This is a genomic window from Shimwellia blattae DSM 4481 = NBRC 105725, assembly GCF_000262305.1.
GTDB lineage: Bacteria > Pseudomonadota > Gammaproteobacteria > Enterobacterales > Enterobacteriaceae > Shimwellia > Shimwellia blattae.
The window spans coordinates 2,609,327-2,632,766 of sequence record NC_017910.1 but is presented as its reverse complement, the minus strand read 5'-3'; the positions used below and the strand labels follow the sequence as shown (position 1 = coordinate 2,632,766).

24 protein-coding genes are annotated in these 23,440 nt (G+C 57.1%); 9 read left to right on the top strand and 15 right to left on the bottom strand.

Annotation, left to right across the window (positions count from 1 at the left end; all coding sequences use genetic code 11):
* Positions 1-5 precede the first annotated feature (5 nt).
* The 4 genes from potH (at position 6) to rlmC (ending at position 3,549) form a co-directional block, all read left to right on the top strand.
* Positions 6-962: a putrescine ABC transporter permease PotH gene (gene potH / locus EBL_RS12355; RefSeq protein ID WP_002439476.1), complete on the top strand. Its 957-nt coding sequence runs from the start codon at positions 6-8 to the stop codon at positions 960-962.
* Positions 959-1,804, top strand: a complete 846-nt coding sequence (gene potI / locus EBL_RS12350; protein ID WP_002439478.1) for a putrescine ABC transporter permease PotI — start codon at positions 959-961, stop codon at positions 1,802-1,804. Before potH ends, potI begins: the two co-directional genes overlap by 4 nt.
* Before the next feature lie 83 nt (positions 1,805-1,887).
* Positions 1,888-2,352: a YbjO family protein gene (locus EBL_RS12345; RefSeq protein WP_169315010.1), complete on the top strand. Its 465-nt coding sequence runs from the start codon at positions 1,888-1,890 to the stop codon at positions 2,350-2,352.
* 51 nt (positions 2,353-2,403) lie between these two features.
* A complete protein-coding gene (gene rlmC / locus EBL_RS12340) occupies positions 2,404-3,549 on the top strand; it encodes a 23S rRNA (uracil(747)-C(5))-methyltransferase RlmC (RefSeq protein ID WP_002439481.1) in 1,146 nt (381 codons plus the stop codon).
* A gap of 21 nt (positions 3,550-3,570) precedes the next feature.
* Here the strand turns inward: rlmC and artJ are convergent, their stop codons facing one another.
* From artJ to EBL_RS12310, 6 genes are all read right to left on the bottom strand, one after another.
* Positions 3,571-4,302 (bottom strand): ABC transporter substrate-binding protein ArtJ, encoded by a 732-nt coding sequence (gene artJ / locus EBL_RS12335; RefSeq protein ID WP_002439482.1) that lies wholly within the window; start codon positions 4,300-4,302, stop codon positions 3,571-3,573.
* 157 nt (positions 4,303-4,459) lie between these two features.
* Complete coding sequence (artM, locus tag EBL_RS12330) at positions 4,460-5,128, bottom strand: arginine ABC transporter permease ArtM (protein ID WP_002439484.1); 669 nt, start codon at positions 5,126-5,128, stop codon at positions 4,460-4,462.
* Complete coding sequence (gene artQ, locus EBL_RS12325; protein WP_002439485.1) at positions 5,128-5,844, bottom strand: arginine ABC transporter permease ArtQ; 717 nt, start codon at positions 5,842-5,844, stop codon at positions 5,128-5,130. Before artQ ends, artM begins: the two co-directional genes overlap by 1 nt.
* A gap of 7 nt (positions 5,845-5,851) precedes the next feature.
* Positions 5,852-6,583, bottom strand: coding sequence for an arginine ABC transporter substrate-binding protein ArtI (artI, locus tag EBL_RS12320; protein ID WP_002439486.1), 732 nt, complete (start codon positions 6,581-6,583; stop codon positions 5,852-5,854).
* Positions 6,584-6,600: 17 nt separating this feature from the next.
* Positions 6,601-7,329: an arginine ABC transporter ATP-binding protein ArtP gene (artP, locus tag EBL_RS12315; protein WP_002439488.1), complete on the bottom strand. Its 729-nt coding sequence runs from the start codon at positions 7,327-7,329 to the stop codon at positions 6,601-6,603.
* Positions 7,330-7,530: 201 nt separating this feature from the next.
* The gene (locus tag EBL_RS12310) at positions 7,531-8,091 is read right to left on the bottom strand and encodes a lipoprotein (RefSeq protein ID WP_002439490.1); all 561 of its coding nucleotides are present in this window, start codon (positions 8,089-8,091) and stop codon (positions 7,531-7,533) included.
* Between the two features lie 128 nt (positions 8,092-8,219).
* On the opposite strand from EBL_RS12310, the gene EBL_RS12305 reads away from it, so the two are divergent.
* Complete coding sequence (locus tag EBL_RS12305) at positions 8,220-8,540, top strand: heavy metal-binding domain-containing protein (RefSeq protein WP_002439491.1); 321 nt, start codon at positions 8,220-8,222, stop codon at positions 8,538-8,540.
* A complete protein-coding gene (locus tag EBL_RS12300; RefSeq protein WP_002439493.1) occupies positions 8,540-9,382 on the top strand; it encodes an N-acetylmuramoyl-L-alanine amidase in 843 nt (280 codons plus the stop codon). Before EBL_RS12305 ends, EBL_RS12300 begins: the two co-directional genes overlap by 1 nt.
* 6 nt (positions 9,383-9,388) lie before the next feature.
* On the opposite strand, the gene EBL_RS12295 is transcribed toward EBL_RS12300, so the two are convergent.
* The 7 genes from EBL_RS12295 to aqpZ all read right to left on the bottom strand — a co-directional run bounded on the left by EBL_RS12295 (position 9,389) and on the right by aqpZ (position 17,643).
* Entirely contained in the window at positions 9,389-10,399 is a 1,011-nt protein-coding gene (locus tag EBL_RS12295; protein ID WP_002439494.1) for an NAD-dependent epimerase/dehydratase family protein, read from the bottom strand.
* Positions 10,400-10,489: 90 nt separating this feature from the next.
* Entirely contained in the window at positions 10,490-11,941 is a 1,452-nt protein-coding gene (locus EBL_RS12290) for a DUF2867 domain-containing protein (protein WP_002439497.1), read from the bottom strand.
* Between the two features lie 36 nt (positions 11,942-11,977).
* Positions 11,978-12,982: a low-specificity L-threonine aldolase gene (ltaE, locus tag EBL_RS12285; RefSeq protein ID WP_002439498.1), complete on the bottom strand. Its 1,005-nt coding sequence runs from the start codon at positions 12,980-12,982 to the stop codon at positions 11,978-11,980.
* Positions 12,983-13,156: 174 nt separating this feature from the next.
* A complete protein-coding gene (hcr, locus tag EBL_RS12280; RefSeq protein WP_002439500.1) occupies positions 13,157-14,125 on the bottom strand; it encodes an NADH oxidoreductase in 969 nt (322 codons plus the stop codon).
* 5 nt (positions 14,126-14,130) lie between these two features.
* Positions 14,131-15,783, bottom strand: a complete 1,653-nt coding sequence (hcp, locus tag EBL_RS12275) for a hydroxylamine reductase (protein ID WP_002439502.1) — start codon at positions 15,781-15,783, stop codon at positions 14,131-14,133.
* A 140-nt stretch (positions 15,784-15,923) separates the two neighbouring features.
* Complete coding sequence (locus tag EBL_RS12270) at positions 15,924-16,823, bottom strand: LysO family transporter (protein WP_002439504.1); 900 nt, start codon at positions 16,821-16,823, stop codon at positions 15,924-15,926.
* A gap of 124 nt (positions 16,824-16,947) precedes the next feature.
* On the bottom strand, positions 16,948-17,643 hold the full coding sequence (aqpZ, locus tag EBL_RS12265; protein WP_002439505.1) for an aquaporin Z: 696 nt from the start codon (positions 17,641-17,643) through the stop codon (positions 16,948-16,950).
* A gap of 407 nt (positions 17,644-18,050) precedes the next feature.
* Between aqpZ and EBL_RS12260 the strand changes: the two genes are divergently transcribed.
* Positions 18,051-19,709: an ATP-dependent endonuclease gene (locus tag EBL_RS12260; protein WP_002439507.1), complete on the top strand. Its 1,659-nt coding sequence runs from the start codon at positions 18,051-18,053 to the stop codon at positions 19,707-19,709.
* Between the two features lie 134 nt (positions 19,710-19,843).
* On the opposite strand, the gene cspD is transcribed toward EBL_RS12260, so the two are convergent.
* Entirely contained in the window at positions 19,844-20,068 is a 225-nt protein-coding gene (gene cspD, locus EBL_RS20025) for a cold shock-like protein CspD (RefSeq protein WP_002439508.1), read from the bottom strand.
* 347 nt (positions 20,069-20,415) lie between these two features.
* Here cspD and clpS point away from each other — a divergent pair, with 347 nt between their 5' ends.
* Positions 20,416-20,736 carry an ATP-dependent Clp protease adapter ClpS gene (gene clpS, locus EBL_RS12250; protein ID WP_002439510.1) on the top strand — a complete coding sequence of 107 codons (321 nt, stop codon included), beginning with the start codon at positions 20,416-20,418 and terminating at the stop codon, positions 20,734-20,736.
* Between the two features lie 41 nt (positions 20,737-20,777).
* Complete coding sequence (gene clpA / locus EBL_RS12245; RefSeq protein WP_002439512.1) at positions 20,778-23,060, top strand: ATP-dependent Clp protease ATP-binding subunit ClpA; 2,283 nt, start codon at positions 20,778-20,780, stop codon at positions 23,058-23,060.
* 89 nt (positions 23,061-23,149) lie between these two features.
* On the opposite strand, the gene infA is transcribed toward clpA, so the two are convergent.
* Positions 23,150-23,368, bottom strand: coding sequence for a translation initiation factor IF-1 (gene infA / locus EBL_RS12240; RefSeq protein ID WP_001040187.1), 219 nt, complete (start codon positions 23,366-23,368; stop codon positions 23,150-23,152).
* Positions 23,369-23,440 lie beyond the last annotated feature (72 nt).

Sequence of the window (23,440 nt, the reverse complement as noted above, 5' to 3'; positions counted from 1 at the left end):
GGATGATGAGCGCTGTATCTGAACGCCCGGAGGCAAAACCTCCCGAAGGCGGCCTGCGTCACTGGCTGGCACGCCTGCAAATGGCCCATGGCCGTAAACTGGTGATCGGTCTGCCGTTTATCTGGCTGATCCTGCTGTTTATGGTGCCGTTCCTGATTGTGTTTAAAATCAGCCTGGCGGATATCGCCCGGGCGATCCCGCCATACACGGATCTGCTGAGCTGGGCAGACGGCCAGCTCACCGTGGTGCTTAACTTCGCCAACTACCTGCAACTGACTGACGATCCGCTCTATGCGGAGGCGTATCTCCAGTCGCTTCAGGTAGCCGCCGTGTCGACGGTTTGCTGCCTGTTGCTGGGGTATCCGCTGGCCTGGGCGGTGGCGCACAGCCGGGATTCCACGCGCAATATTCTGCTGTTGCTGGTGATCCTGCCCTCCTGGACCTCGTTTCTTATTCGTGTCTACGCCTGGATAGGCATCCTCAAAGAGAACGGGGTGCTTAATAATTTCCTGCTGTGGCTGGGGGTGATTGATCAGCCGCTGGCTATCCTGCATACCAATGTGGCGGTGTATATCGGCATTGTGTATGCCTACCTGCCGTTTATGGTGCTGCCTATCTACACGGCCCTGACCCGCATTGATTACTCGCTGGTGGAGGCGTCGCTCGATCTGGGGGCCCGGCCGCTGAAAACGTTCTTCAGCGTGATTGTGCCCCTGACCAAAGGCGGGATTATTGCCGGTTCCATGCTGGTCTTTATTCCGGCGGTGGGGGAGTTTGTGATTCCGGAACTGCTGGGCGGGCCGGACACCATTATGATTGGCCGGGTCCTGTGGCAGGAGTTCTTTAATAACCGCGACTGGCCGGTAGCTTCGGCAGTGGCGATTGTGATGCTGGTGCTGCTGATTGTGCCTATCATGTGGTTCCACAAGCATCAGAACAAAGACGCGGAGGGGCAGGGATGAATAACTTACCAGTAGTACGTTCACCGTGGCGGATCCTGATTCTGGTTATCGGGTTTACCTTCCTGTATGCGCCGATGCTGATGCTGGTTATCTATTCGTTTAACAGCTCGCGGCTGGTGACTGTCTGGGCTGGCTGGTCCACCCAGTGGTATCGGGTGCTGTTTCACGATACCCAGATGATAGGCGCCGTGGTGCTGAGCCTGACGATTGCGGCCGCGGCGGCCAGCATGGCGGTGATCCTCGGGACGATAGCCTCGGTAGTGATGGTGCGCTTCCGGCGGTTTCGCGGGGCGAATGGCTTTGCTTTTATGCTCACCGCGCCGCTGGTTATGCCGGATGTGATAACCGGCTTGTCGCTGTTGCTGCTGTTTGTGGCGCTCGGGCAGGCTATTGGCTGGCCCAGCGAGCGCGGTATGCTGACCATCTGGCTGGCCCATGTGACCTTCTGCACCGCCTATGTGGCGGTGGTGATCAGTGCCCGCCTGCGTGAGCTGGACCACTCCATTGAAGAGGCGGCGATGGATCTTGGCGCGCCGCCGCTGAAGGTCTTTTTTGTTATCACGCTGCCGATGATCTCACCGGCTATCATCTCCGGCTGGCTGCTGGCGTTTACCCTGTCCCTTGATGACCTGGTGATAGCCAGCTTTGTCTCCGGCCCCGGGGCGACCACGCTGCCCATGCTGGTGTTCTCCAGTGTGCGCATGGGGGTTAACCCGGAAATTAATGCGCTGGCATCGATTATACTGGGAGTGGTCGGGGTTATCGGATTTATCGCCTGGATCCTGATGTCCCGGGCAGAAAAGCAACGTATGCGCGATATCCAGCGTGCAAGGCAGGGCTGAAAAGCATAGAATTCGCCAAAAGCCAGTTAACGGATGCCGCGCCAGTCGCGGCATCCGCACGTAAGGACCACGGGGTTTTTAAAATTAGCAGCCATCATTCTTCACACGCCAGGCTCAACGCGCCAACACTGGTAGTGATCGCCGCGATCGCCATTATTCTTACCCGCTGCGTTGACGTGGTGATGTTATTTAACACCCTCGGCTGGAGCGGCACCCAGGCGTTTGTCCTGCGCAGTATTCAGACCTGGGCGCTGACGCTCATCTCATTTGCCAGCCTGCTGGTGGTGGCGGTGGATGTGCGCTGCGCTTTTGTCATTGTCCGCGGGCGCAGCTGGGGGCGCTGGCTGTATCTGCTGGTGCAGCTGGTGGTGACCGGTTATTTGTGGGCGGCGTCTCTGGGGTTTGGCTACCCGGAGCTGTTCAGTATTGCCGGTGAGTCAAAGCAGGAGATTTTTCAGGCGCTGATGGCCCAGAAAGCCCCGGATTTCCTGGTGCTGTTTCTGCTGTTTATTCCCCCCTCCAGTCGGCGGTTTTTCCGGCTGCAATAGGCGCGCTGAACCGGTACAATCCCGGGCCACTTGTCTGAGGTTTTTTTTACTATGCAATGTGCTCTTTATGATGCCGGTCGCTGCCGCTCCTGTCAGTGGCTGGAACAACCGGTGACTCAGCAACTGGCGGCGAAAATGGCGGATCTGCGCGCCCTGCTGGCCGAAAGCCCGGTAGCCCACTGGCTGGAGCCGCTCAGCGGCCCGGAGCAGGGGTTTCGCAATAAGGCGAAAATGGTGGTCAGCGGCAGCGTGGAGCGCCCGCTCCTTGGTATGTTACGCCGGGACGGCACGGCGGAAGATCTCACCGCCTGCCCGCTCTACCCGGCGAGCTTCCAGCCGGTTTTTGCTGCCCTTAAGCCCTTTATTGCCCGGGCCGGGCTAACCCCCTACAACGTGGCCCGCAAACGGGGCGAGCTGAAATATCTGCTGCTGACCGAAAGTCAGCTGGACGGGCGCATGATGCTGCGCTTTGTCCTGCGCTCTGAGGCGAAACTCGCCCAGTTACGCGCCGCGCTGCCCGACCTTCAGGCTCAGTTGCCGCAGCTGGCGGTGATTTCTGCCAATATTCAGCCGGTGCATATGGCCATTATGGAAGGGGAGCAGGAGATCCCGCTAACGCCGGACACGGCGCTGGCAGAGTCGTTTAACGGGGTTCCGCTGTGGATCCGCCCGCAGAGCTTTTTCCAGACGAACCCCACGGTCGCGGCACGGCTGTATGCCACGGCCCGGGAGTGGGTGCGCGGCCTTGCGGTGCACCATATGTGGGATCTGTTTTGCGGGGTGGGGGGATTTGGCCTGCACTGCGCAACGCCGGACATGCAGCTGACCGGTATCGAAATAGCGCCAGAGGCGATAGCCTGCGCCCGTCAGTCGGCACAGGCGCTGGGGCTTACCCGGGTGCAGTTTCAGGCGCTGGATTCTACCCGTTACGCCACGGGGCAGTCAGAGACGCCCGATCTGGTGCTGGTGAACCCGCCGCGCCGGGGGATTGGGGCACTCCTGTGTGACTATCTGAGCCATATGGCCCCGGCGTGGATTATCTACTCCAGCTGTAATGCGCGCACGATGGCGCAGGATTTGCGCCACCTGCCCGGTTACCGGGTTGAGCGGGTGCAGCTGTTCGATATGTTCCCCCATACGGCCCACTACGAAGTGCTGGCCCTGCTGGTGCGCGACGGGCAAAAAAAAGCCCGGTAATTAACCGGGCGGTGGGGGAGATCAGTTCGGGAACCATTGCTGGCTGATTTTCTCGTAAGTGCCGTTGGCTTTCAGCGCCGCCAGGGCATCATTCAGTTTCTTCAGCAGCGCCTGGTTACCCGGGCGTACCGCAATCCCCAGTCCGGTGCCGAAATACTGGGGATCGGTAACATGCTCACCCACGGTGCCCAGTTGCGGGTTGGTCTTCAGCCACTCATTCACCACGGCCGTGTCGCCGAATACCCCGTCCAGGCGGCCGTTTTTCAGGTCGATAATCGCATTCTGGTAGCTGTCATAAGAGACGGTTTTCACTTCCGGATGCTTTTCCTGCAGGTATTTCTGGTGTGTGGTGCCGTTTTCCATTCCGATACGCTTGCCTTTAAGCTCGGCAAAGCTGGTAAATTTACCTTTCGGAGCGATAACCACAGCGGAGTTAGCATAATAGGGTTGGGTGAACGCCACCTGTTTGCTACGCTCCGGAGTAATGTCCATGCCGGAGATGACCGCGTCGAATTTACGGAACTTCAGAGCCGGGATCAGGCTGTCGAAGGCCTGGTTGGTGAAAGTACACTCCGCCTGCATCTGTTTGCATAATGCTTTAGCCAGGTCGATATCAAAGCCGACAATCTGGTTACTGGCATCCAGCGATTCAAACGGTGGATAGGTTGCGGATGAGCCGAAGCTGATCTTCTCTGCAGCCGTTGCGTTCATCGCAATCCCCGCCAGCATGGCAACCAAAAGCAACTTTTTCATACGTAAACTCCCGTCTCTCAGTTCTGTATTCGCCGTGTCCCGGCGCTGGTGATAACCATGCCTTAAAATGAATTACTATGCAAGAATTCTGTATAATTATTTTTATTAAGGTAAAAAAAAGCGGGCCTAAGCCCGCAGTATACGCAGTTAAATCCAGTTAGTTACGCCGTTCGAATGCCAGAGCCCGGCGTTCAATAATACGCATAAGTAGCGTCAGCAGGCCGTTAACCACCAGGTAGAGCAACCCGGCGGCACCAAAGACCATGACGTCGTAGGTGCGGCCATACAGCAACTGCCCGTGGCCCATGATCTCCATCAGAGTGATGGTGTAGGCAAGGGAGGTACTTTTGAAAATCAGCACCACTTCGTTGGAGTAAGAAGAAAGGGCGCGTTTAAATGCATAAGGCAGCAGAATAGCCAGCGTATCTTTTTTGCTCATCCCCAGCGCACTGCACGACTGCCACTGCCCGTCCGGAATGGCGCGAATGGCACCATAGAACAGCTGAGTGGTATAGGCCGCGCTGTTGAGCGACAGGGCTATCAGCGCACACAGCCAGGGCTCAGACAACAAGTGCCAGATAACCGGATAATTCTGCAGGGACGGAAACTGCCCCGGCCCGTAGTAAATCAGGAAGATTTGTACCAGCAGCGGCGTCCCGGTAAACAGGGTGATATAGATACGCACCAGTGGGTTCAGCACCGGGGTTTTCAGCGTCATTATCACGGTAAAGGCCAGCGCCATCACCAGGGCAACGGCCAGTGACGCCACTGTCAGCGTCAGGCTGGTATGCAGACCTTTAAGTAGCTCAGGTAAATAGTCGAGCATCAGTCCGGTCTCCGTTCAAAACGCGTAACCCGCTGGTCAAGCCGCTTCAGGATATACTGGCTTATCAGGGTGATAACCAGGTAGATCGCCGCAGCGATAATGTACCAGTTAAACGGCTCCTGGGTGCGGGTGGCAATACTTTTGGTTTGCAGCATCAGGTCGTTAACGCTTATCAGTGACACCAGCGCCGTATCTTTAAGCAAGACCAGCCACTGGTTTCCCAGCCCCGGCAGCGCATGGCGCCACATCTGGGGCATCACCAGGCGGAAGAATATCGCCCCTTTGGATAAGCCCAGGGCCTGGCCGGACTCCCACTGGCCTTCCGGCACCGCTTTAAGGGCCCCGCGCAGCGTCTGGGAGGCGTAGGCGGCATACAGCAGTGACAGCGCCAGCACACCGCACAGGAACGGGCTGACGTCAAAATTCTCAATCGTCATCTGTACCGGGATCTGCACCACACCCAGGTTAAGGGTGAAGCCGTCAGACAACAGCAACAGTAACTGCGATGAGCCAAAATAGATAAACAGCACCACCAGAATTTCCGGCAGCCCGCGCAGCATCGTGACCAGCGCTGAGCCCGCCCAGGCCACAGGGCGCCAGCTGGCGGATTCCCACACGGCAAACAGCATTGCCAGCGCCAGGCCGATAATCAGTGCGCAAACTGCAAGGCCGACGGTCATCCCGGCGGCGCTTGCTAAAGGGAGTATTTCGTTCATTCAGCTGTTACTTCTGGAACCATTTGTTATAGATGGTCTGGTAAGTACCGTCTTTTTTCACTTTTTCCAGCGCCGCATTAAACTGCTGCTGTAAGGCGGTATTACCCTGGCGGACCGCAATCCCCAGACCATTGCCGAAGTAGGCTTTATCGGTGACTTTATCCCCTACGGCCGCCAGCTGCGGGTTGGTTTTCAGCCATTCGGTCACTACGGCCGTGTCGCCAAATACCGCATCGATACGGCCATTTTGCATATCAAGGCGCGCATTCTGGTAGCTGTCGTACGGTACGGTGGTGATTTCCGGGTGTTTGTCGATAATAAATTTCTGGTGCGTGGTGCCGTTCTGGACACCCACTTTTTTGCCTTTCAGGGCATCAACCGAGGCGTATTTCCCTTTCACGCCGACAAACAGCGCCGAGTTGTCATAGTAAGGGGCGGTGAACAGCACCTGTTTTTCACGCTCCGGGGTGATATCCATACCGGCCATTACCGCCTCAACACGGCGGAACTTCAGGCTGGGGATCAGGCTGTCAAAGGCCTGGTTGGAGAAGGTACAGGTGGCGTTTATCTCTTTACACAGCGCGTTAGCCAGATCAACGTCGAAACCAACAATCTTGTTGTTCGCGTCGATGGACTCAAACGGAGGGTAGGAGGCTTCGGTCGCAAAACGGATAGTCTGCGCCGCAGCGGCGGAAAGGCTTATGCTGGCTAACAGCGCGGCAAGCAATACTTTCTTCATGATAATAGTCCCTCAACTCAATGAGATAAGTAAAATTTGAATGCGTCGGTTTGCGGGGATTCAAAGCAGCTCGCGTCGCCCTGTTCCACAATATGACCATTTTCCATATACACCACGCGGCTGGCGGTTTTACGCGCCACTTCCACTTCGTGGGTCACTATCACCTGGGTGATGCCGGTCTCAGACAGCTCCTGAATGATGCTGACAATCTGCGCGGTGATTTCCGGATCCAGCGCGGCGGTCGGCTCGTCAAACAGCAGCACCTGGGGCTCCATCATCAGAGCGCGGGCAATGGCCACACGCTGCTGCTGGCCGCCGGACAGGTGCAGCGGGTAGCGATCCATATAGGGTTTCAGGCGCAGGCGCTCCAGCAGTTTATCTGCCCGGGCGCGGGCCTGTTCTTTGCTTAAACCCAGCACGCGGCACGGGGCCTCCGTCAGGTTCTGCAATACGGTGAGATGGGGCCACAGATTATACTGCTGGAACACCATGCCCACGTTCCGGCGCAGCTCGCGAATGGCGGCATCACCAGGGGCTTTGACAAAGTCAAAGTGGTTGCCCGCAATATTGAGCGTACCAGAGCGTGGCATTTCCAGCAGGTTCAGCACGCGTAACAGCGAACTTTTCCCCGCACCACTGGGCCCGAGCAGCACCAGGGTTTCCCCCTGTGGGCAGCTCAGTGTGATATCGAACAGCGCCTGATGTGCGCCGTAAAAACAGTTAATGCCGTTTAGTTGAATACTCATGCGAAGCAATTGAATAGCGATTGAGGCTGAGAATAGTACCGTTGACAGAATAGTTATGCAATATTTATGCGTTAAAATTTAAATTCTGCCGCCCTTATGGCTCAAATCTAGCACATTATGTTGGTGAGGGGGCAGGGGAAAAAAATAAATCAGGTATTCCCGGCGAATACCTGACTTTTTATAGGGGGATGGCGAAGCGAATTAGCGGCGTTCCAGAGACAGGCGCAGGTTACCGGCAGGCATCTGGGTGGCCCCCAGATAGCGGATGTCGTCTACCGTCCAGCACTGGCCTTCACGTACCATCAGCACTTCGTCCTGCCAGTGGGTGGTGCCTTTGTTCAGGTTAACGCGCAGCGGAATATTGCGGGCATCGGTGTTCGGGATCGACGAGGCGCTGCTGACGGTGGCCTTTTCGATACCGTTGCTGTTGCTGGCGAACAGGTCTTTACCGGCCAGCACCTGGTCGTTTGCCTGGGCCTGGCTGGCTTGTTCCAGCTCATTCCACAGCCCGCTGCTCAGGTAAGGGCGCAGGCCAGCAAGGTTATTCAGGCCGGTGCCCGGGTGGGCGATGCGGTAGTCATAAAACTGCTGAGCAACGTTATCCGGGCCGCCGCTAATGCAGGGGCCGGTACGGGTGCCGATATCTTTATAAACCGGGGTCACCGCAGTACGCAGCGGGGTGAGGTCCGCAGGGTCTGTAGTGGTGCAGGCACTGAGGAGTAATGCGCAGGGGGTAAGCCATGCCAGAGTGGAGCAACGCATAATGATTTCCTTATGAATCTCAAGTGAACTACATTAACGATGTTAATACTGAATCATAGCGCATCGGCGCTGAATTGGGCGCATTATGTATCGCTAACGCATTGATAGCCAAAGAAAGGAGAAATTATATGCAATTTTCTACTACTCCCAGCCTGGAAGGGCACACTATCGTGGAATATTGTGGCGTTGTTACCGGAGAAGCTATCCTCGGGGCCAATATTTTTAAAGATTTTTTTGCCGGGGTTCGGGATATTGTCGGCGGGCGTTCCGGTGCTTATGAAAAAGAGCTGCGTAAGGCCCGGGAAATCGCCTTTCGGGAGCTGGAAGAGCAGGCAAAAGATCTGGGGGCGGATGCCGTTGTCGGCATTGATATCGATTATGAAACCGTCGGGAAAGAAGGCAGTATGCTGATGGTCAGCGTTACGGGTACGGCGGTGAAAACCCGTTAATGAAGGGGATACAGCGTGCGCTGCTGTGTGCAGCGCTATTTCTGGCGGGCTGTGCCAGTCAGCCGGACATTATCGATCGCGGCAGTTACCGTGTGGATACCCGCCACCAGGCACCCTCGGCGTTTCCCCGCATTACCTCGCTGATTATTCACTACACCGCCGGGGATTTTGACAGTTCGCTGGCAACCCTCACCGGCCCGGATGTCAGCGCCCATTACCTGATCCCCGCCCGGCCCCCTGGTTACCGGGGCAAGCCGGTTATCTGGCAACTGGTGCCGGAAGAGAAGCTCGCCTGGCATGCGGGGGTCAGCTACTGGCGGGGATATACCCATCTGAACAGCACGTCGGTAGGGATTGAGCTGGAAAACAGCGGCTGGCGCCAGGTGCCTGCCGGGCTGGGGATGGTGAAGCGCTTTGAGCCCTTTGAGGCCCGGCAAATTGCGGTGCTGACGACCCTTGCCCGGGAGATTATCGACCGCTACCACATTGCGCCGCAAAATGTGCTGGCCCATGCGGATATTGCCCCCCAGCGTAAAGACGATCCCGGCCCGCTGTTTCCCTGGCAGCAACTGGCCCGCCAGGGGATTGGCGCCTGGCCTGATGAGGCCCGGGTGCAGTTCTGGTTACGGGGGCGGGATCCCCAGGCACCTGTGGATCCGCAGCAATTACTGGTGCTGCTGGCCCGCTACGGGTATCAGGTCACGCCGGGGATGACACCTGAACAGCAGCAAAGAGTGATTACGGCATTCCAGATGCACTTCCGCCCGGCCCGCTATGATGGCGTGGCAGATGCGCAAACCCAGGCCATAGCCGAAGCGCTGCTGGAAAAGTACGGCCAGTAAGCACGCTCAGCGCAGCGTGCCGTGATCTTTTAGCCACTCGGCGGTGCGGATGATGCCCTCATCCAGGGTCACGATGGGTTCATAACCCAGTTCGCGCTGCGCTTTGCTGACATCAAGGGTGAAGTCAAAATTCAGTTTAGAAACGCCGTAGTGGGTGAGCACCGGCTCTCTGGATTCTTTATTACCGAAGCGCTCCATACTGCGGGCGATCATATCCAGCATCGGGTACGGAACTGAGCGGATCCGGCATTTGATCCCCAGGGCGGCGATCAGTTTTTCCACAATCGAGCGCAGCGTGCAGGAGGCCATATTGGTAATGTTGTAGGCCTGGCCTGAGGGCAGGGCGTCGCACCTGGGGGAGCTGGCCAGCCACATGGCGTGGACTGCGTTTTCCAGATAGGTCATATCCACCATGGCAGAGCCCCCGTGGGGCAGCAGAATGCTGCCGTAGTGGCGCATCATCTGCACCAGGCGCGGGAAAAAGACTTTGTCATGGGGGCCGAACAGGCTCTGGGGGCGCAGGATAGTAAACCGGGTGTGGGGGTTAGACTGGGCCAGCAGCTGGATAACCTCTTCAGATGCGGCCTTGCTGCGGGCAAATTCGTTGGCGTAACGGGCCGGGCGGAAATCTTCCGGGATATTGCGGTGGTGGTGGTAGTCAAAATACAGCGCCGGTGAGGAGATATGGACAAAATTCCGCACTCCCCAGGCAACGGCCCACTCTCCCAGCCGCCGGGTGGCGCGCACATTGGCCAGATCAAAGGCCTGCTGGGTGCCCCAGGGGGAGGTAAAACTGGAGCAGTGCCACAGGGTGTCCACATCCGCCAGCATGGCTTTGGCCTGGGAGGAGACCAGCTGCGTTAAATCCGCATGGACAAACTCCGCCCCCATTTTTTGCAGCAGACGGCCCATCGCCTCGTTACGCCCGGTAGCGCGCACGGTGATCCCGCGTTGTCGCAGAAACTCTACCGCATTTCGGCCCAAGCCACTGGTGGCGCCTGTTACCAGTACCTTCATTTCAACCCACTATAGTCTTTTAAGTTACGCAGCGCATTCTTCCGTGAATTGCGCCCCGATGCAATGGGAATGACGGAATAAACCCGTCGTTTAAGGCGATTTGTGTGATGATTGCTCAGCAAGACGGACGATTCTGCGGGCCATCCCTTTAAAGATGAACAGATGCGCCGGGATCATCACCAGCCAGTAAAGCAGCCCCGGTGTGCCGTGGGGGTGCCACCATGCCCGCACATCAAGGGTGCGCACCTCGCCGTTATCTTCCAGCGTAAACGACAGGCGGCCCAGTCCTGGGGCTTTCATGCCAAATAATAGCGTAAGTTCCCGTAATGGCTCGGCGACAATCACTTTCCAGCTGTCCACCTGGTCCCCCGGGTGCAGGTAAGGATGTGTGGGGCGCCCGACCGGTAACCGGTGGCCGACGAGCCGGTCCATCAGGGCCCGGATCTGCCAGAGAATATTGGCAAAAAAGTAGCCCCGCTGCGGGCTGCCAAGCTGGTTAACCACCTGCCAGAGGGCGGCGGCGCTGGCGCGGGTGGTCAGCGTGTAGCCTGCCTGTTTGGGGTAATAGCCATATTCCGGCCGCCAGCGGGCGTGGGCCAGGGCGTCGTAGCCCCAGTCTGCCGAGTGGGAGAGATGGCGCTCACTTTCCAGGGTCTGGCGCAGGGCGTCGTCAAAGGTGATCAGTTTCTGGGGGATCAGCGCCCGCAGGGCCGTATCGTCAGGGATAAGATCGTGTTTCAGCCCCTGGATCAGCGCCCGGGCAACCGGGGCGGGCACGGAGGTGATCATGGTCAGAAACCACACGGAAATCAGCCGGGTAGGGAGCGGCACCGGGATCAGCGGCCGGTGGCATCCGCTGATGGCCATAAAATGTTCAAACTGCTGCTGGTAGCTGAGTATTTCCGGCCCGGCGGCCTCGAAGATCCGGTGCTGTTCGCCGGCGCTTTCCGGCAGGCGCTCCAGGTAGACCAGCAAGTTCTCCAGGGCAATCGGGCTGGTGCGCGAGCGCACCCAGCGTGGCGGGGTCAGCACCGGCAGGTTGTACACCATGTCGCGCATCACCTCAAAGGCCGCTGAGCCTGCCCCGACGATGATCCCGGCGCGCAGCTCGGTGACCGGGATGTCGGCATCACGCAGAATATCCCCGGTAAGCTGGCGGGCCTGCAAATGGGCCGAGTGGCTGTCCCCCTCCCGGGTCTGGAGCGAGCTCAGATAGATAATCTGCTTTACCGGATAGCGCAGCAGGGTGCTGCGCAGGTTGGCTGCCGCCTGCTGTTCGCGCTCAACCAGCCGGGCGCCATCCCCCATGCTGTGGATCAGGTAATAAAGGGTGTCCACATCTTCCAGCAGCGGGGGGATGCTCTCCGGCTGGTGCAAATCCACATAGCGGCAGGTCACCCCGGGCCAGGGTTGCTTCTCAAGCCAGGCGACACGCCGGGCGGCGGCGGTCACCTGATGCCCGGCGGCACTCAGCCGGGCCACCAGATGCTGGCCGATATAACCACTGGCGCCCAGCACCAGTATTTTGCGCATAGTCTTCATCCCTGATCCTCCGGTTAGCCGTTGCCGGCGTGGGGGTTATGGCTGTGACAGAAAACGCTGCCAGTGGTGCACCACGGTTTCCAGCTGCGGGCGGCTGACATCCAGGTGGGTAACCAGCCGGGTTACTGGCGCGCTATTCAGCAAAATATCATGCTGCTTCATATAGTGGCCCAGTGCCTCTGCCCGGAGCGGATCCACCCGGACAAACAACATATTGGTGTCCTGGCGTCTGACATCCGCCCCGATATCGCGCAGCGCCCCGGCAAGCCAGGCGGCGTTGTCGTGATCCTGCTGCAGGCGTTCAACCTGGTGTTGCAGCGCGTATAACCCGGCTGCGGCCAGGATCCCGGCCTGGCGCATGCCGCCGCCGGTCATTTTGCGCCAGCGCAGGGCGCGGCGAATATAGTCGTGGCTCCCCAGCAGCAGTGAGCCGACCGGGGCACCCAGCCCTTTGGAGAGGCAAATTGTAAAACTGTCGCAATAGCGGACGAGTGCTTCCAGCGGCAGGCCACAGGCCACTGCGGCGTTAAAAATACGCGCCCCGTCAATATGCAGCGCCAGGTTGTGCTGGCGGGTAAAGGCCCAGGCTTCCCGTAAGTAGTCCGGGGGCAGCACTTTGCCGTTGTGGGTGTTCTCAAGGCTCAGTAAGCGGGTGCGGGCAAAATGGACATCATCAGGTTTGATTTTGGCCGCGACCATTTCCAGCGGCAGGGTGCCGTCTGGCGCGGCATCGATGGGCTGGGGCTGAATACCGCCCAGGGCGGCAGCGCCCCCGGCTTCATAGAGATAGTTATGGGCCCCCTGACCGGCGATATACTCCTCGCCGCGCTGGCAGTGGCTGAGCAGCGCCACAAGGTTGGCCTGGGTCCCGGAGGGCAGAAACAGGGCGGCCTCTTTGCCACTCAGGCGGGCTGCGTACTCCTGTAGTGCGTTGACGCTGGGATCATCGCCGTAGACGTCATCCCCGGTGGGGGCGGCCATCATCTGTGCCAGCATGGGGGCGCTGGGGCGGGTTACGGTATCACTGCGTAAGTCGATCACGGCATCGGGCTCCTGAAAGGGGAAAAGACACCCCGGGGTGGCGGTGTTACGGCAAGGTTATATTTTTAACGGAAGTGACGGGGTTTTGCCAGTTCGGTAAAAAGCGCGCCGAAAAACAGCAAGGAAAGGATATAAAAATGGCCCCGGAAAGGGGCCATTGGGCAGGAGCCGTTATCAGGCGAGGACCAGATCCCCGGCCGGGTGGCACGAACAGGCCAGCACGTAGCCGTCGGCAATCTCCTGTTCGGTGAGGGTCATGGTGCTGGTGGTGGTGTACTCCCCGGAAACGACCCGGGTTTTACAACAACCGCACACCCCGGCCCGGCAGGCGGCAACAACAGGCACGTTGTTGCTTTCCATGGCTTCCAGCAGGCTTACGCCGACAGGGGCGTGGAATTCCCGGGCCGGTTGCAGTTTGGTGAAGGTCAGGCTGCCGCTGGCGGTTGCCGCTTTCGGCACGAAGAACTGCTCGCGCCAGAAACGGGTGACACCCAGCTCGCGCACGGTGTTCTCCACAAAGTCCATATAGGGCGCCGGGCCACAGGTCATCACGGTGTAGTCGGTAATGTCGGCAACACCTGCCAGCAGCTCCCGGCTAAGACGCCCGGAAACCATCCCCGGCACCTGGCCCTGTTCGGCAATCACGGTGACCGGGTACTGGCGCCATTCGTCGGCAAAGATAACGTCTGCCGGTGAGCGGACGCTGAAAAAGACCTTTACCTCCGCCTGCGGGCGGTTTTTCGCCAGCCAGCGACGCATGGACATAATCGGGGTGACACCGCAACCGGCCGCCAGCAGCAGGTATTTATCTGCCGGGTGGTCGACACAGGTGAAATCCCCGGCGGCGGCAGATAACCACACGTAGTCGCCGCGTTTAACGTCGCGGGTCAGCCACTGAGATCCCGCCCCGTTGTCGATCCGGCGGATGGTCAGCGTAATGTATTCGCTAACCCCCGGGGTCGACGAGAGGGTATAGGCCCGCAGGGTGTCGCTGCTGTTACGGATGCTGACCAGCGCATGCTGCCCCGGTTTGTACGGGTAGAAGTCATGGCAGATCAGCGCCAGGGTCCAGACATCCGGTGTTTCCTGAATAATATGGTGCACCTGCATCCGGTACGGGCAAAGTTCGGTTGGCATGGTCATCTTGCTTATGCCCCCAGCAGTTGCTGCATATCCTGTTCTACGGTTGTGATAGGGCGCAGGCCGAATTTTTCATTCAGAACCGCTAACAGGTTTGGTGTCAGGAAGCCCGGAACGGTCGGCCCGGTGACGATATTTTTCACACCCAGCGAGAGCAGCGTCAGCAGGATAACGATAGCTTTCTGTTCAAACCAGGAGAGCACCAGGCTGAGTGGCAGATCGTTAACGCCACAACCCAGTTTTTCTGCCAGGGTGACCGCCAGAATAATGGCCGAGTAGGCATCATTACACTGACCCGCATCCACCAGGCGCGGCAGCCCTTCGATATCGCCGAAATCGAGCTTGTTGAAGCGGTATTTGCCGCAGGCCAGGGTCAGGATCAGGCAGTCGTCCGGTACGCTGGTGGCAAAATCGGTAAAGTAGTTGCGTTCGCCACGGGCGCCGTCGCAGCCACCGACCAGGAAGATATGGCGCAGTTTTTCACGGCTGACCAGATCAATCAGCGTGTCTGCCGCACCCAGCAGGGTCTGGCGGCCAAAGCCTACGGTGATCAGGTGTTCAATTTCGCTGTACGGGAAGCCCGCCATCTGCTGAGCCTGGGTGATTACCGGGCTGAAGTCGTCGCCTTCCAGGTGGTTAACGCCCGGCCAGCCGACAATGCTGCGGGTCCAGATACGGTCGTCATAGCTGCCGACGGTCGGGTCGATAATGCAGTTAGAGGTCATCACGATCGGGCCCGGGAAGCGGGCAAACTCGGTCTGCTGGTTCTGCCAGCCGCTGCCGTAGTTACCGGCCAGATGTTTGAACTTGCGCAGCTCAGGGTAGCCGTGGGCCGGCAGCATTTCACCGTGGGTGTAGACGTTAACGCCGGTGCCTTCGGTTTGCTCCAGCAGGTTGTAGAGGTCGCGCAGGTCATGGCCGGAGATCAGAATCGCCTTCCCGGCAACCGGTTTCACGTTAACCTGGGTCGGGGTCGGGTGACCATATTTGCTGGTTTCGCCCGTATCCAGAATGCTCATAACTTTGAAGTTCATCTGGCCGATAGCCATTGAACACTCCAGCAGGGCATTCATGTCGGCAGGCCAGGTACCCAGCCAGGACATAATACGGTGATATTCGGCGTAAATATCGTTGTCATACTGGCCCAGTACGTGGGCGTGCTCCATATAGGCCGCCGCACCTTTCATCCCGTACAGGCACAGCAGGCGCAGGCCGAGGATATCTTCACCGATGGTGGCTTTATCGCGGTTGGGGGTAAACAGCTCCGCCTGGCGCTGCAGTTCGCCCAGGTCAGAACCGGCCAGTTGCAGGTCGGCCATCGGGTGGTCAACGGTGGCGCTGGCGTCGGCTTTCAGGCACAGGGCTTTGAGCGCTTCACGCAGGCTGATGGCTTCACGGGCATAGCCCACGATGCGCGGAGAATCGAAGTTTACGTTAGTCAGTGTTGCGAAAAATGCCCGCGGGGCAAAGCTGTCCACCGCGTGATCGATAATTCCCAGTTCGCGTGCTTTGCAAGCCCAGGCAGAAAGCCCCTGCAAAGCCGCGATGAGCAGATCCTGAAGATCGGACGTTTGAGCAGTTTTCCCGCAGACACCCTGGGCATAAGCGCAGCCGTTACCTGCCGGAGTGCGGATAGTTTGTTCACATTGCACGCAAAACATGGTCACACCTTAAAGTTATATTTGATATACATGTTTAAGGTTATGCCTCTGCGGCAGGGAAATAAAAGAGTTTCTGGAAAAATTGCGAGCGAATTGATATAGCGCAAATTTGGCGGTATCCGGATACCGCCAAAGGGGTATCAGGCGGCGAATAGCGCCATCAGCACCGGCACCAGCAGCGTGAGTAAAAAGCCGTGCACAATGGCGGCGGGTACGATCTCCACCCCCCCGCTGCGCTGAAGCACCGGCAGGGTAAAATCCATGGAGGTGGCACCGCACAGGCCCAGGGCGCTGGAGCGGCTGCGGCGGATAAGCCCCGGGATCAGCATAATGGCCAGTAGCTCACGGGCCAGGTCATTAAAAAATGTCGCGCTGCCGATAACCGGGCCGTAGGATTCGGTCATCAGAATGCCGGAGAGCGAATACCAGCCGTAACCGGAGGCCATGCCCAGTGCCGTCTTGAGGGGGAGGTCGAGAATAAAGGCGTTAATCACGCCCGCCAGCAGCGAACTGGCAACCACCACCACGCCTATCATCATCCCCCGGCGGTTGAGCACAATCTGGGCCAGCGACATGCCGCTGTTGCGCAGCTGGATCCCCACCAGAAACAGTAGCAGTGTCAGGGTGTATTCACTGGCCTGGCTTGCGTAGTGCAGCGGCTGCCAGCCGCTCAGCCCAATCAGAAACCCGAGCAGGACAACCCCTGCCAGTTGCAATGACTCCAGCGCCATCGCCAGCCGGGAGGGTAATGCCTGCGAGTGCAGCTCTTGTTTCCAGGGGATGCGTTTGTCCAGCAGCCGTAAGGCAAGTAAATTGCAGCCGAGGATCACCACAATACTGACGGCGGAGTAGTGCAGTATTGAGAGCAAATTCGCCGACAGGTTATCGAGAAACGCGAGGCTTATTCCCATAAAGAACAGGATGACATAGACAATCCAGCTCAGCAGGCGGCCCACAATATGGAGTGTCGGCTTGTGCTTCAGGGGGATTAAATAACCAATAATCAGTGGTACCAGGATAAGAAGAAGGCCGGAAAACATGCTGCTGTGTCCTTGCATTGAATAAAACGCCGCGCAAAACACTAGCACAAACGCAGAGCGAGTAAAGACACAATCGGGGAAGGGGATAAAAACAAAGGCCCGGAAGACCGGGCCTGAGGTGGGATTAGCTGCGTTTTTCCAGCAGGGAGCGGTAAATAATGCCCCCCAGGATACCGCCGATAATCGGCATCACCCAGAACAGCCACAGCTGCTGCAGTGCCCAGCCGCCCTGGAAGATGGCAACCGCGGTACTACGTGCCGGGTTCACAGAGGTGTTAGTCACCGGAATGCTGATCAGGTGGATCAGGGTCAGCGCCAGGCCGATAGCAATCGGGGCGAAACCGGCCGGTGCGTTTTTATCTGTCGCGCCGTGGATAACAATCAGGAAGCCACAGGTCAGGACGATTTCAATCACAATGGCAGACAGCATGGAGAAGTGATCCGGAGAATGTTCACCAAAACCGTTAGACGCAAAACCGCTGGCGGCAGCATCAAAGCCTGCTTTACCGCTGGCAACCACATACAGCACAGCAGCGGCGGCGATACCACCAATAACCTGAGCGATAATATAGCCTACAACCTCTTTTGCCGGGAAACGACCACCGGCCCACAGGCCGAGGGTGACTGCCGGGTTAAAATGGCCGCCGGAAATATGACCAACAGCATAGGCCATAGTTAAAACAGTCAGACCAAATGCCAGAGCGACCCCTGCAAAGCCAATACCTAATTCCGGATAAGCTGCGTCCAGCACTGCACTGCCGCAACCACCGAATACCAGCCAGAACGTTCCGAAGAATTCAGCTGCTAATTTTCTGAACATAACCACCTCAAATAAAATTAAATACCGCAACGGGAATATTCCGAATACGATGCTACGACTCACCAGAAATAGTTGGTGAATCCACTGGAGATAAAAGCGTTGCAATGTTAAATATTTTACTAAAGCCTTTCTACAGAAATAAATTCCAGTTATTTGATTTGGGGCAAAGTGATGACTCTCGCTGCTAAAAAAAGATAACTGAAGTATAGGCGTTATTGGGATACCGGTGCGCTGACAGCACAAATTCATTATTGTGAATAAAAGGAATAAATAGCCGGTTTAACGATAACTGAGAATTATCCTACTCATTTCGCTATTTCCGGTGAAATGGGCGTGCTAACGCTATGAAAATCTGACTATACTCGGATCAAAGGTACAACGTACCAGGGAGTAAACCAGGAGGAGCTATGTTTCTGGAGCGGGTAGAGATAGTGGGTTTTCGCGGCATTAATCGCCTGTCGCTGAATCTGGATCAGGATAATGTCCTGATAGGGGAGAATGCCTGGGGTAAATCCAGCCTGCTGGATGCCCTGACACTGCTGCTGGCCCCCTCCGGGGAGTTATACCACTTTACCCGGGATGACTTTTATTTCCCCCCCGGGGAAATAAACGGTCGCGAACATCATCTGCATATTGTGCTTACCCTGCGTGAGGCGGAGCCGGGCCATCGCCTGGGGCGCCGCTATCGCTGCCTGTCGCCGGTCTGGATTGACGGCGATGATGAAAACCACCGTATTTTCTACCGGCTGGAAGGTGAGCTGGCGGATGACGGCTCAGTGCTGACACTGCGCAGCTTTCTTAATAACGGTGGCGAGTCTATCCCGCTTGATAATATTGATGAGATAGCCTGCCATATTACGCGCCTGAACCCGGTATTGCGCCTGCGCGATGCGCGTTTTTTACGCCGTATTCGCAGCGGAACCGTGCCAGAACAGCCGGAAACAGAAATGACCGCCCGCCAGCTGGATCTGCTGGCCCGGGAGCTGGTCTCCCGCCCGCAGCATTTAACCGACAGCCAGCTGCGCCAGGGGTTATCCGCCATGGTGCAACTGCTGGAGCACTATTTTTCTGAACAGAGCGCCAGCACCAGCAGCCGACGGCTGATGCGGCGGCGCTCCTATGATGAGCAGCGCAGTTGGCGCTATCTGGATGTGATAAACCGGATGATCGAGCGGCCCAATGGCCGCTCCCACCGGATGATCCTGCTGGGAATGTTCGCCACACTGTTGCACGCCAAAGGCAATATTCGCCTGGACCGGGACGCCCGGCCGCTGCTGCTGATTGAAGATCCGGAAACCCGCCTGCACCCGATTATGCTTTCGGTGGCCTGGCAGTTGCTCAACTTGCTGCCGCTGCAAAAAGTGACCACCACAAACTCCGGTGAGTTACTGTCACTGACGCCGGTGGAAAATGTCTGTCGCCTGGTGCGTGAATCCGGCAAAGTTGCCGCGTGGCGGCTTGGCCCCGGGGGAATGAATGCGGAAGACAGCCGGCGGATTGCGTTTCATATCCGCTTTAATCGCGCCTCGTCGCTGTTTGCCCGCTGCTGGTTACTGGTAGAAGGGGAGACGGAAGTCTGGGTGATGAATGAGCTGGCGCGCCAGTGTGGTCACCATTTTGATGCCGAAGGCATTAAAGTGATCGAGTTCGCCCAGTCCGGGCTGCGCCCGCTGATAAAATTTGCCCGGCGGATGGGGATCGAATGGCATGTCCTGGTGGATGGTGACGACGCAGGGAAAAAATATGCCGCAACCGTCAGAGGGCTGCTGGATAATAACCGGGAGCAGGAGCGGGAACACCTGACGGTATTACCGGCGATGGATATGGAGCATTTTATGTATCGCCAGGGGTTTAGCGATGTGTTCCACCGGGTTGCGCAGATCCCGGAAAGCGTGCCGATGAACATGCGCCGGGTGATCACCAAAGCTATCCACCGCTCGTCAAAACCGGATCTGGCCATAGAGGTGGCCATTGAAGCCAGCCACCGGGGGGCGGAGTCTATTCCGGGGCTGTTTCGTAAAATGTTCTCCCGGGTGCTGTGGCTTGCCAGGGGGCGGGCGGACTGACGTTTCGGCGCGCTGCCTTGAAAACCGGGGAAAGCGCCCTTATCTGGTTATTCTGGTGGTTGTTGCATCATGGGTATAAAAATGCCAGCCGGTGCGGCTGGCATTTTGACTGCGGGATGTACACAATGAACAAATTATGCGGCAATTTCTTCATTGTGAATCGGTACGATGACACTGGCGTGGTTGCCTTTCGGGCCCTGGTGTACATCGAATCTGACAGTCTGACCGGCTTTGAGTGTTCTGTAACCATCCATCTGGATGGTTGAATAATGTGCGAAGATGTCTTCGCCGCCGCCTTCGGGACAGATAAACCCAAACCCTTTGGCGTTATTGAACCATTTAACAGTACCCGTCTCCATGCTGTGACATCCTTCGAAATACGTATTGATGGAATGTTCCGGTGCGTGAGATCTGTTCAAATCATCGCCAGCTCACGACTGTACAATGTAGATAATTCAGACAGTGCGTCAAGGGATGTTACGGGGCCGCAGGGGGAATTTTCGCCAAACTTTGAAGCAGTTAACGCTATTGGCATTATTGTGATCTGGTTCGCTTAATCGGTGCATTTGGCAGCTTTTTTGATACATTTATGGCGATAAGTGTGAGGCTGTTCCCGAAATTACGTTTGACCCGGCCATTCCGGCCGCCAGATCCGCCCAACTTGTTACGCAACCTGAGCACAATTAACCCATGATGATGACAGGCAATGAGTAAAACGAACGACTGGCTGGATTTTGACCAGCTACTGGAGGGCAAAACGCGTGAAACGCTGCAACCGCCGTCCATGTATAAAGTATTGTTAATGAATGATGATTACACGCCGATGGAATTTGTCATTGACGTGTTACAAAAGTTCTTTTCTTATGATGTTGAGCGAGCGACGCAATTGATGTTGACTGTTCACTATCAGGGGAAAGCCATATGCGGTGTTTTCACTGCAGAAGTCGCCGAGACGAAAGTGGCGATGGTCAATAAGTATGCGAGGGAAAACGAGCATCCGCTATTGTGTACGCTGGAACAAGCCTGACCGGGGTGCCGGCTCAGGCATGCAAATTGGGGGAGGTGCCTATGCTCAATCAAGAACTGGAGCTCAGTTTAAATATGGCTTTCGCCAGAGCGCGTGAGCACCGTCATGAGTTCATGACTGTGGAACATCTGCTGCTGGCACTGCTTAGTAATCCATCTGCTCGCGAAGCACTGGAAGCGTGCTCGGTAGATCTGGCGGCGCTACGTCAGGAGCTCGAAGCCTTCATCGAACAGACTACGCCGGTATTACCGGAAAGTGTCGAAGAGCGTGATACTCAACCCACGCTGAGTTTTCAGCGAGTCCTGCAACGCGCGGTATTCCACGTACAGTCCTCTGGCCGTAATGAAGTGACCGGGGCCAATGTGCTGGTCGCTATTTTTAGCGAACAGGAGTCTCAGGCAGCGTATCTGCTGCGTAAACATGAAGTGAGCCGTCTGGACGTGGTGAATTTTATTTCCCACGGAACCCGGAAAGACGAATCTGGTGATGCTTCCGGCGGCACCGCGGACAACCAGCCCAATACTGATGAGCAGCCAGGCGGGGAGGAACGGATGGAAAACTTCACAACCAACCTCAATCAACTTGCCCGGGTCGGGGGGATTGATCCGCTGATTGGCCGCGAAAAAGAGCTGGAGCGTGCCATCCAGGTGCTGTGTCGTCGGCGCAAAAATAACCCGCTGCTGGTCGGGGAATCCGGGGTGGGTAAAACCGCCATCGCCGAAGGGCTGGCCTGGCGTATTGTCCAGGGCGACGTGCCGGAGGTCATGGCCGACTGCACTATCTATTCGCTGGATATTGGCTCGCTGCTGGCGGGGACAAAATACCGCGGCGATTTTGAAAAGCGCTTCAAGGCGCTGTTAAAGCAGCTTGAGCAGGATACGAGCAGCATCCTGTTTATTGATGAGATCCACACCATCATCGGGGCGGGTGCCGCTTCCGGGGGCCAGGTGGATGCGGCTAACCTGATTAAACCGCTGTTGTCTGGCGGTAAGATCCGGGTCATCGGTTCGACCACCTATCAGGAATTCAGCAATATCTTTGAAAAAGACCGCGCCCTGGCGCGTCGTTTCCAGAAGATAGATATCACCGAGCCTTCTGTTGAAGAGACCGTACAGATAATCAACGGCCTGAAACCGAAATATGAAGCGCACCACGATGTCCGCTACACGGCGAAAGCGATTCGGGCGGCGGTAGAGCTGGCGGTGAAATATATTAATGACCGCCACCTGCCGGATAAAGCCATCGACGTTATCGATGAAGCGGGGGCCAGGGCGCGCTTAATGCCCGCCAGCAAACGCAAGAAAACCGTGAATGTGCCGGATATTGAATCTGTGGTGGCGCGCATTGCCCGTATTCCGGAGAAAAGCGTCTCCCGCAGCGATCGCGATACCCTGAAGAACCTTAACGATCGCCTGAAAATGCTGGTATTCGGCCAGGATAAAGCCATCGAAGCGCTGACTGAGGCTATCAAGATGAGCCGCGCGGGGCTGGGCCATGAGCACAAGCCGGTGGGCTCTTTCCTGTTTGCCGGCCCAACCGGGGTCGGGAAAACGGAGGTGACCGTTCAGCTGGCGAAGGCGATGGGGATCGAACTGTTACGGTTTGATATGTCCGAATATATGGAGCGCCACACGGTGAGCCGCCTGATTGGTGCGCCTCCGGGATATGTGGGCTTTGATCAGGGCGGCCTGCTGACCGATGCAGTTATTAAGCATCCCCACGCGGTGCTGCTGCTTGATGAGATAGAAAAAGCGCACCCGGATGTGTTCAACCTGCTGCTCCAGGTGATGGATAACGGCACGCTGACCGATAACAACGGCCGCAAAGCCGATTTCCGTAACGTGGTGCTGGTGATGACCACTAACGCCGGGGTCCGCGAAACGGAGCGTAAATCCATTGGTCTTATTCGCCAGGATAACAGCACCGATGCGATGGAAGAGATCAAAAAGATCTTTACGCCAGAGTTCCGCAACCGTCTGGACAACATTATCTGGTTCAACCACCTGTCTACAGAGGTTATCCACCAGGTGGTCGATAAATTTATTGTTGAACTCCAGGTGCAGCTGGATCAGAAAGGGGTCTCTCTGGAAGTGAGCCAGGAAGCCCGGGACTGGCTGGCTGAGAAGGGCTACGATCGCGCAATGGGCGCCCGCCCCATGTCGCGGGTGATTCAGGATAACCTGAAAAAACCGCTGGCGAACGAGCTGCTGTTTGGCTCGCTGGTGGATGGCGGCCAGGTGGTTGTGGCTCTTGATAAAGACCAGGACAAGCTGACCTACAACTTCCACAGTGCCCAGAAGCACAAACCGGAAGCGGCGCACTGAGTGCCGTAACGCAAAAGAAAAGCCGGGCACAAATGCCCGGCTTTTTTATATCTGTTTCCGCCGCCACTCAGCCCGCGGAAGACACAATATCAGCGACTACGGAAGACAATGCGGCCTTTGCTCAGGTCGTACGGGGTCAGTTCAACAGTCACTTTGTCGCCCGTCAGAATGCGGATGTAGTTTTTGCGCATTTTACCGGAGATATGAGCGGTTACCACGTGACCGTTTTCCAGCTCAACGCGGAACATGGTGTTAGGTAACGTTTCCAGAACGGTACCCTGCATTTCAATATTGTCTTCTTTGGCCATCTAATCCTCGGGGGTATCACTACCATAAGTTTGAACCGGCAAGATAATGCCGAAGTTCACGTATTATGTAAA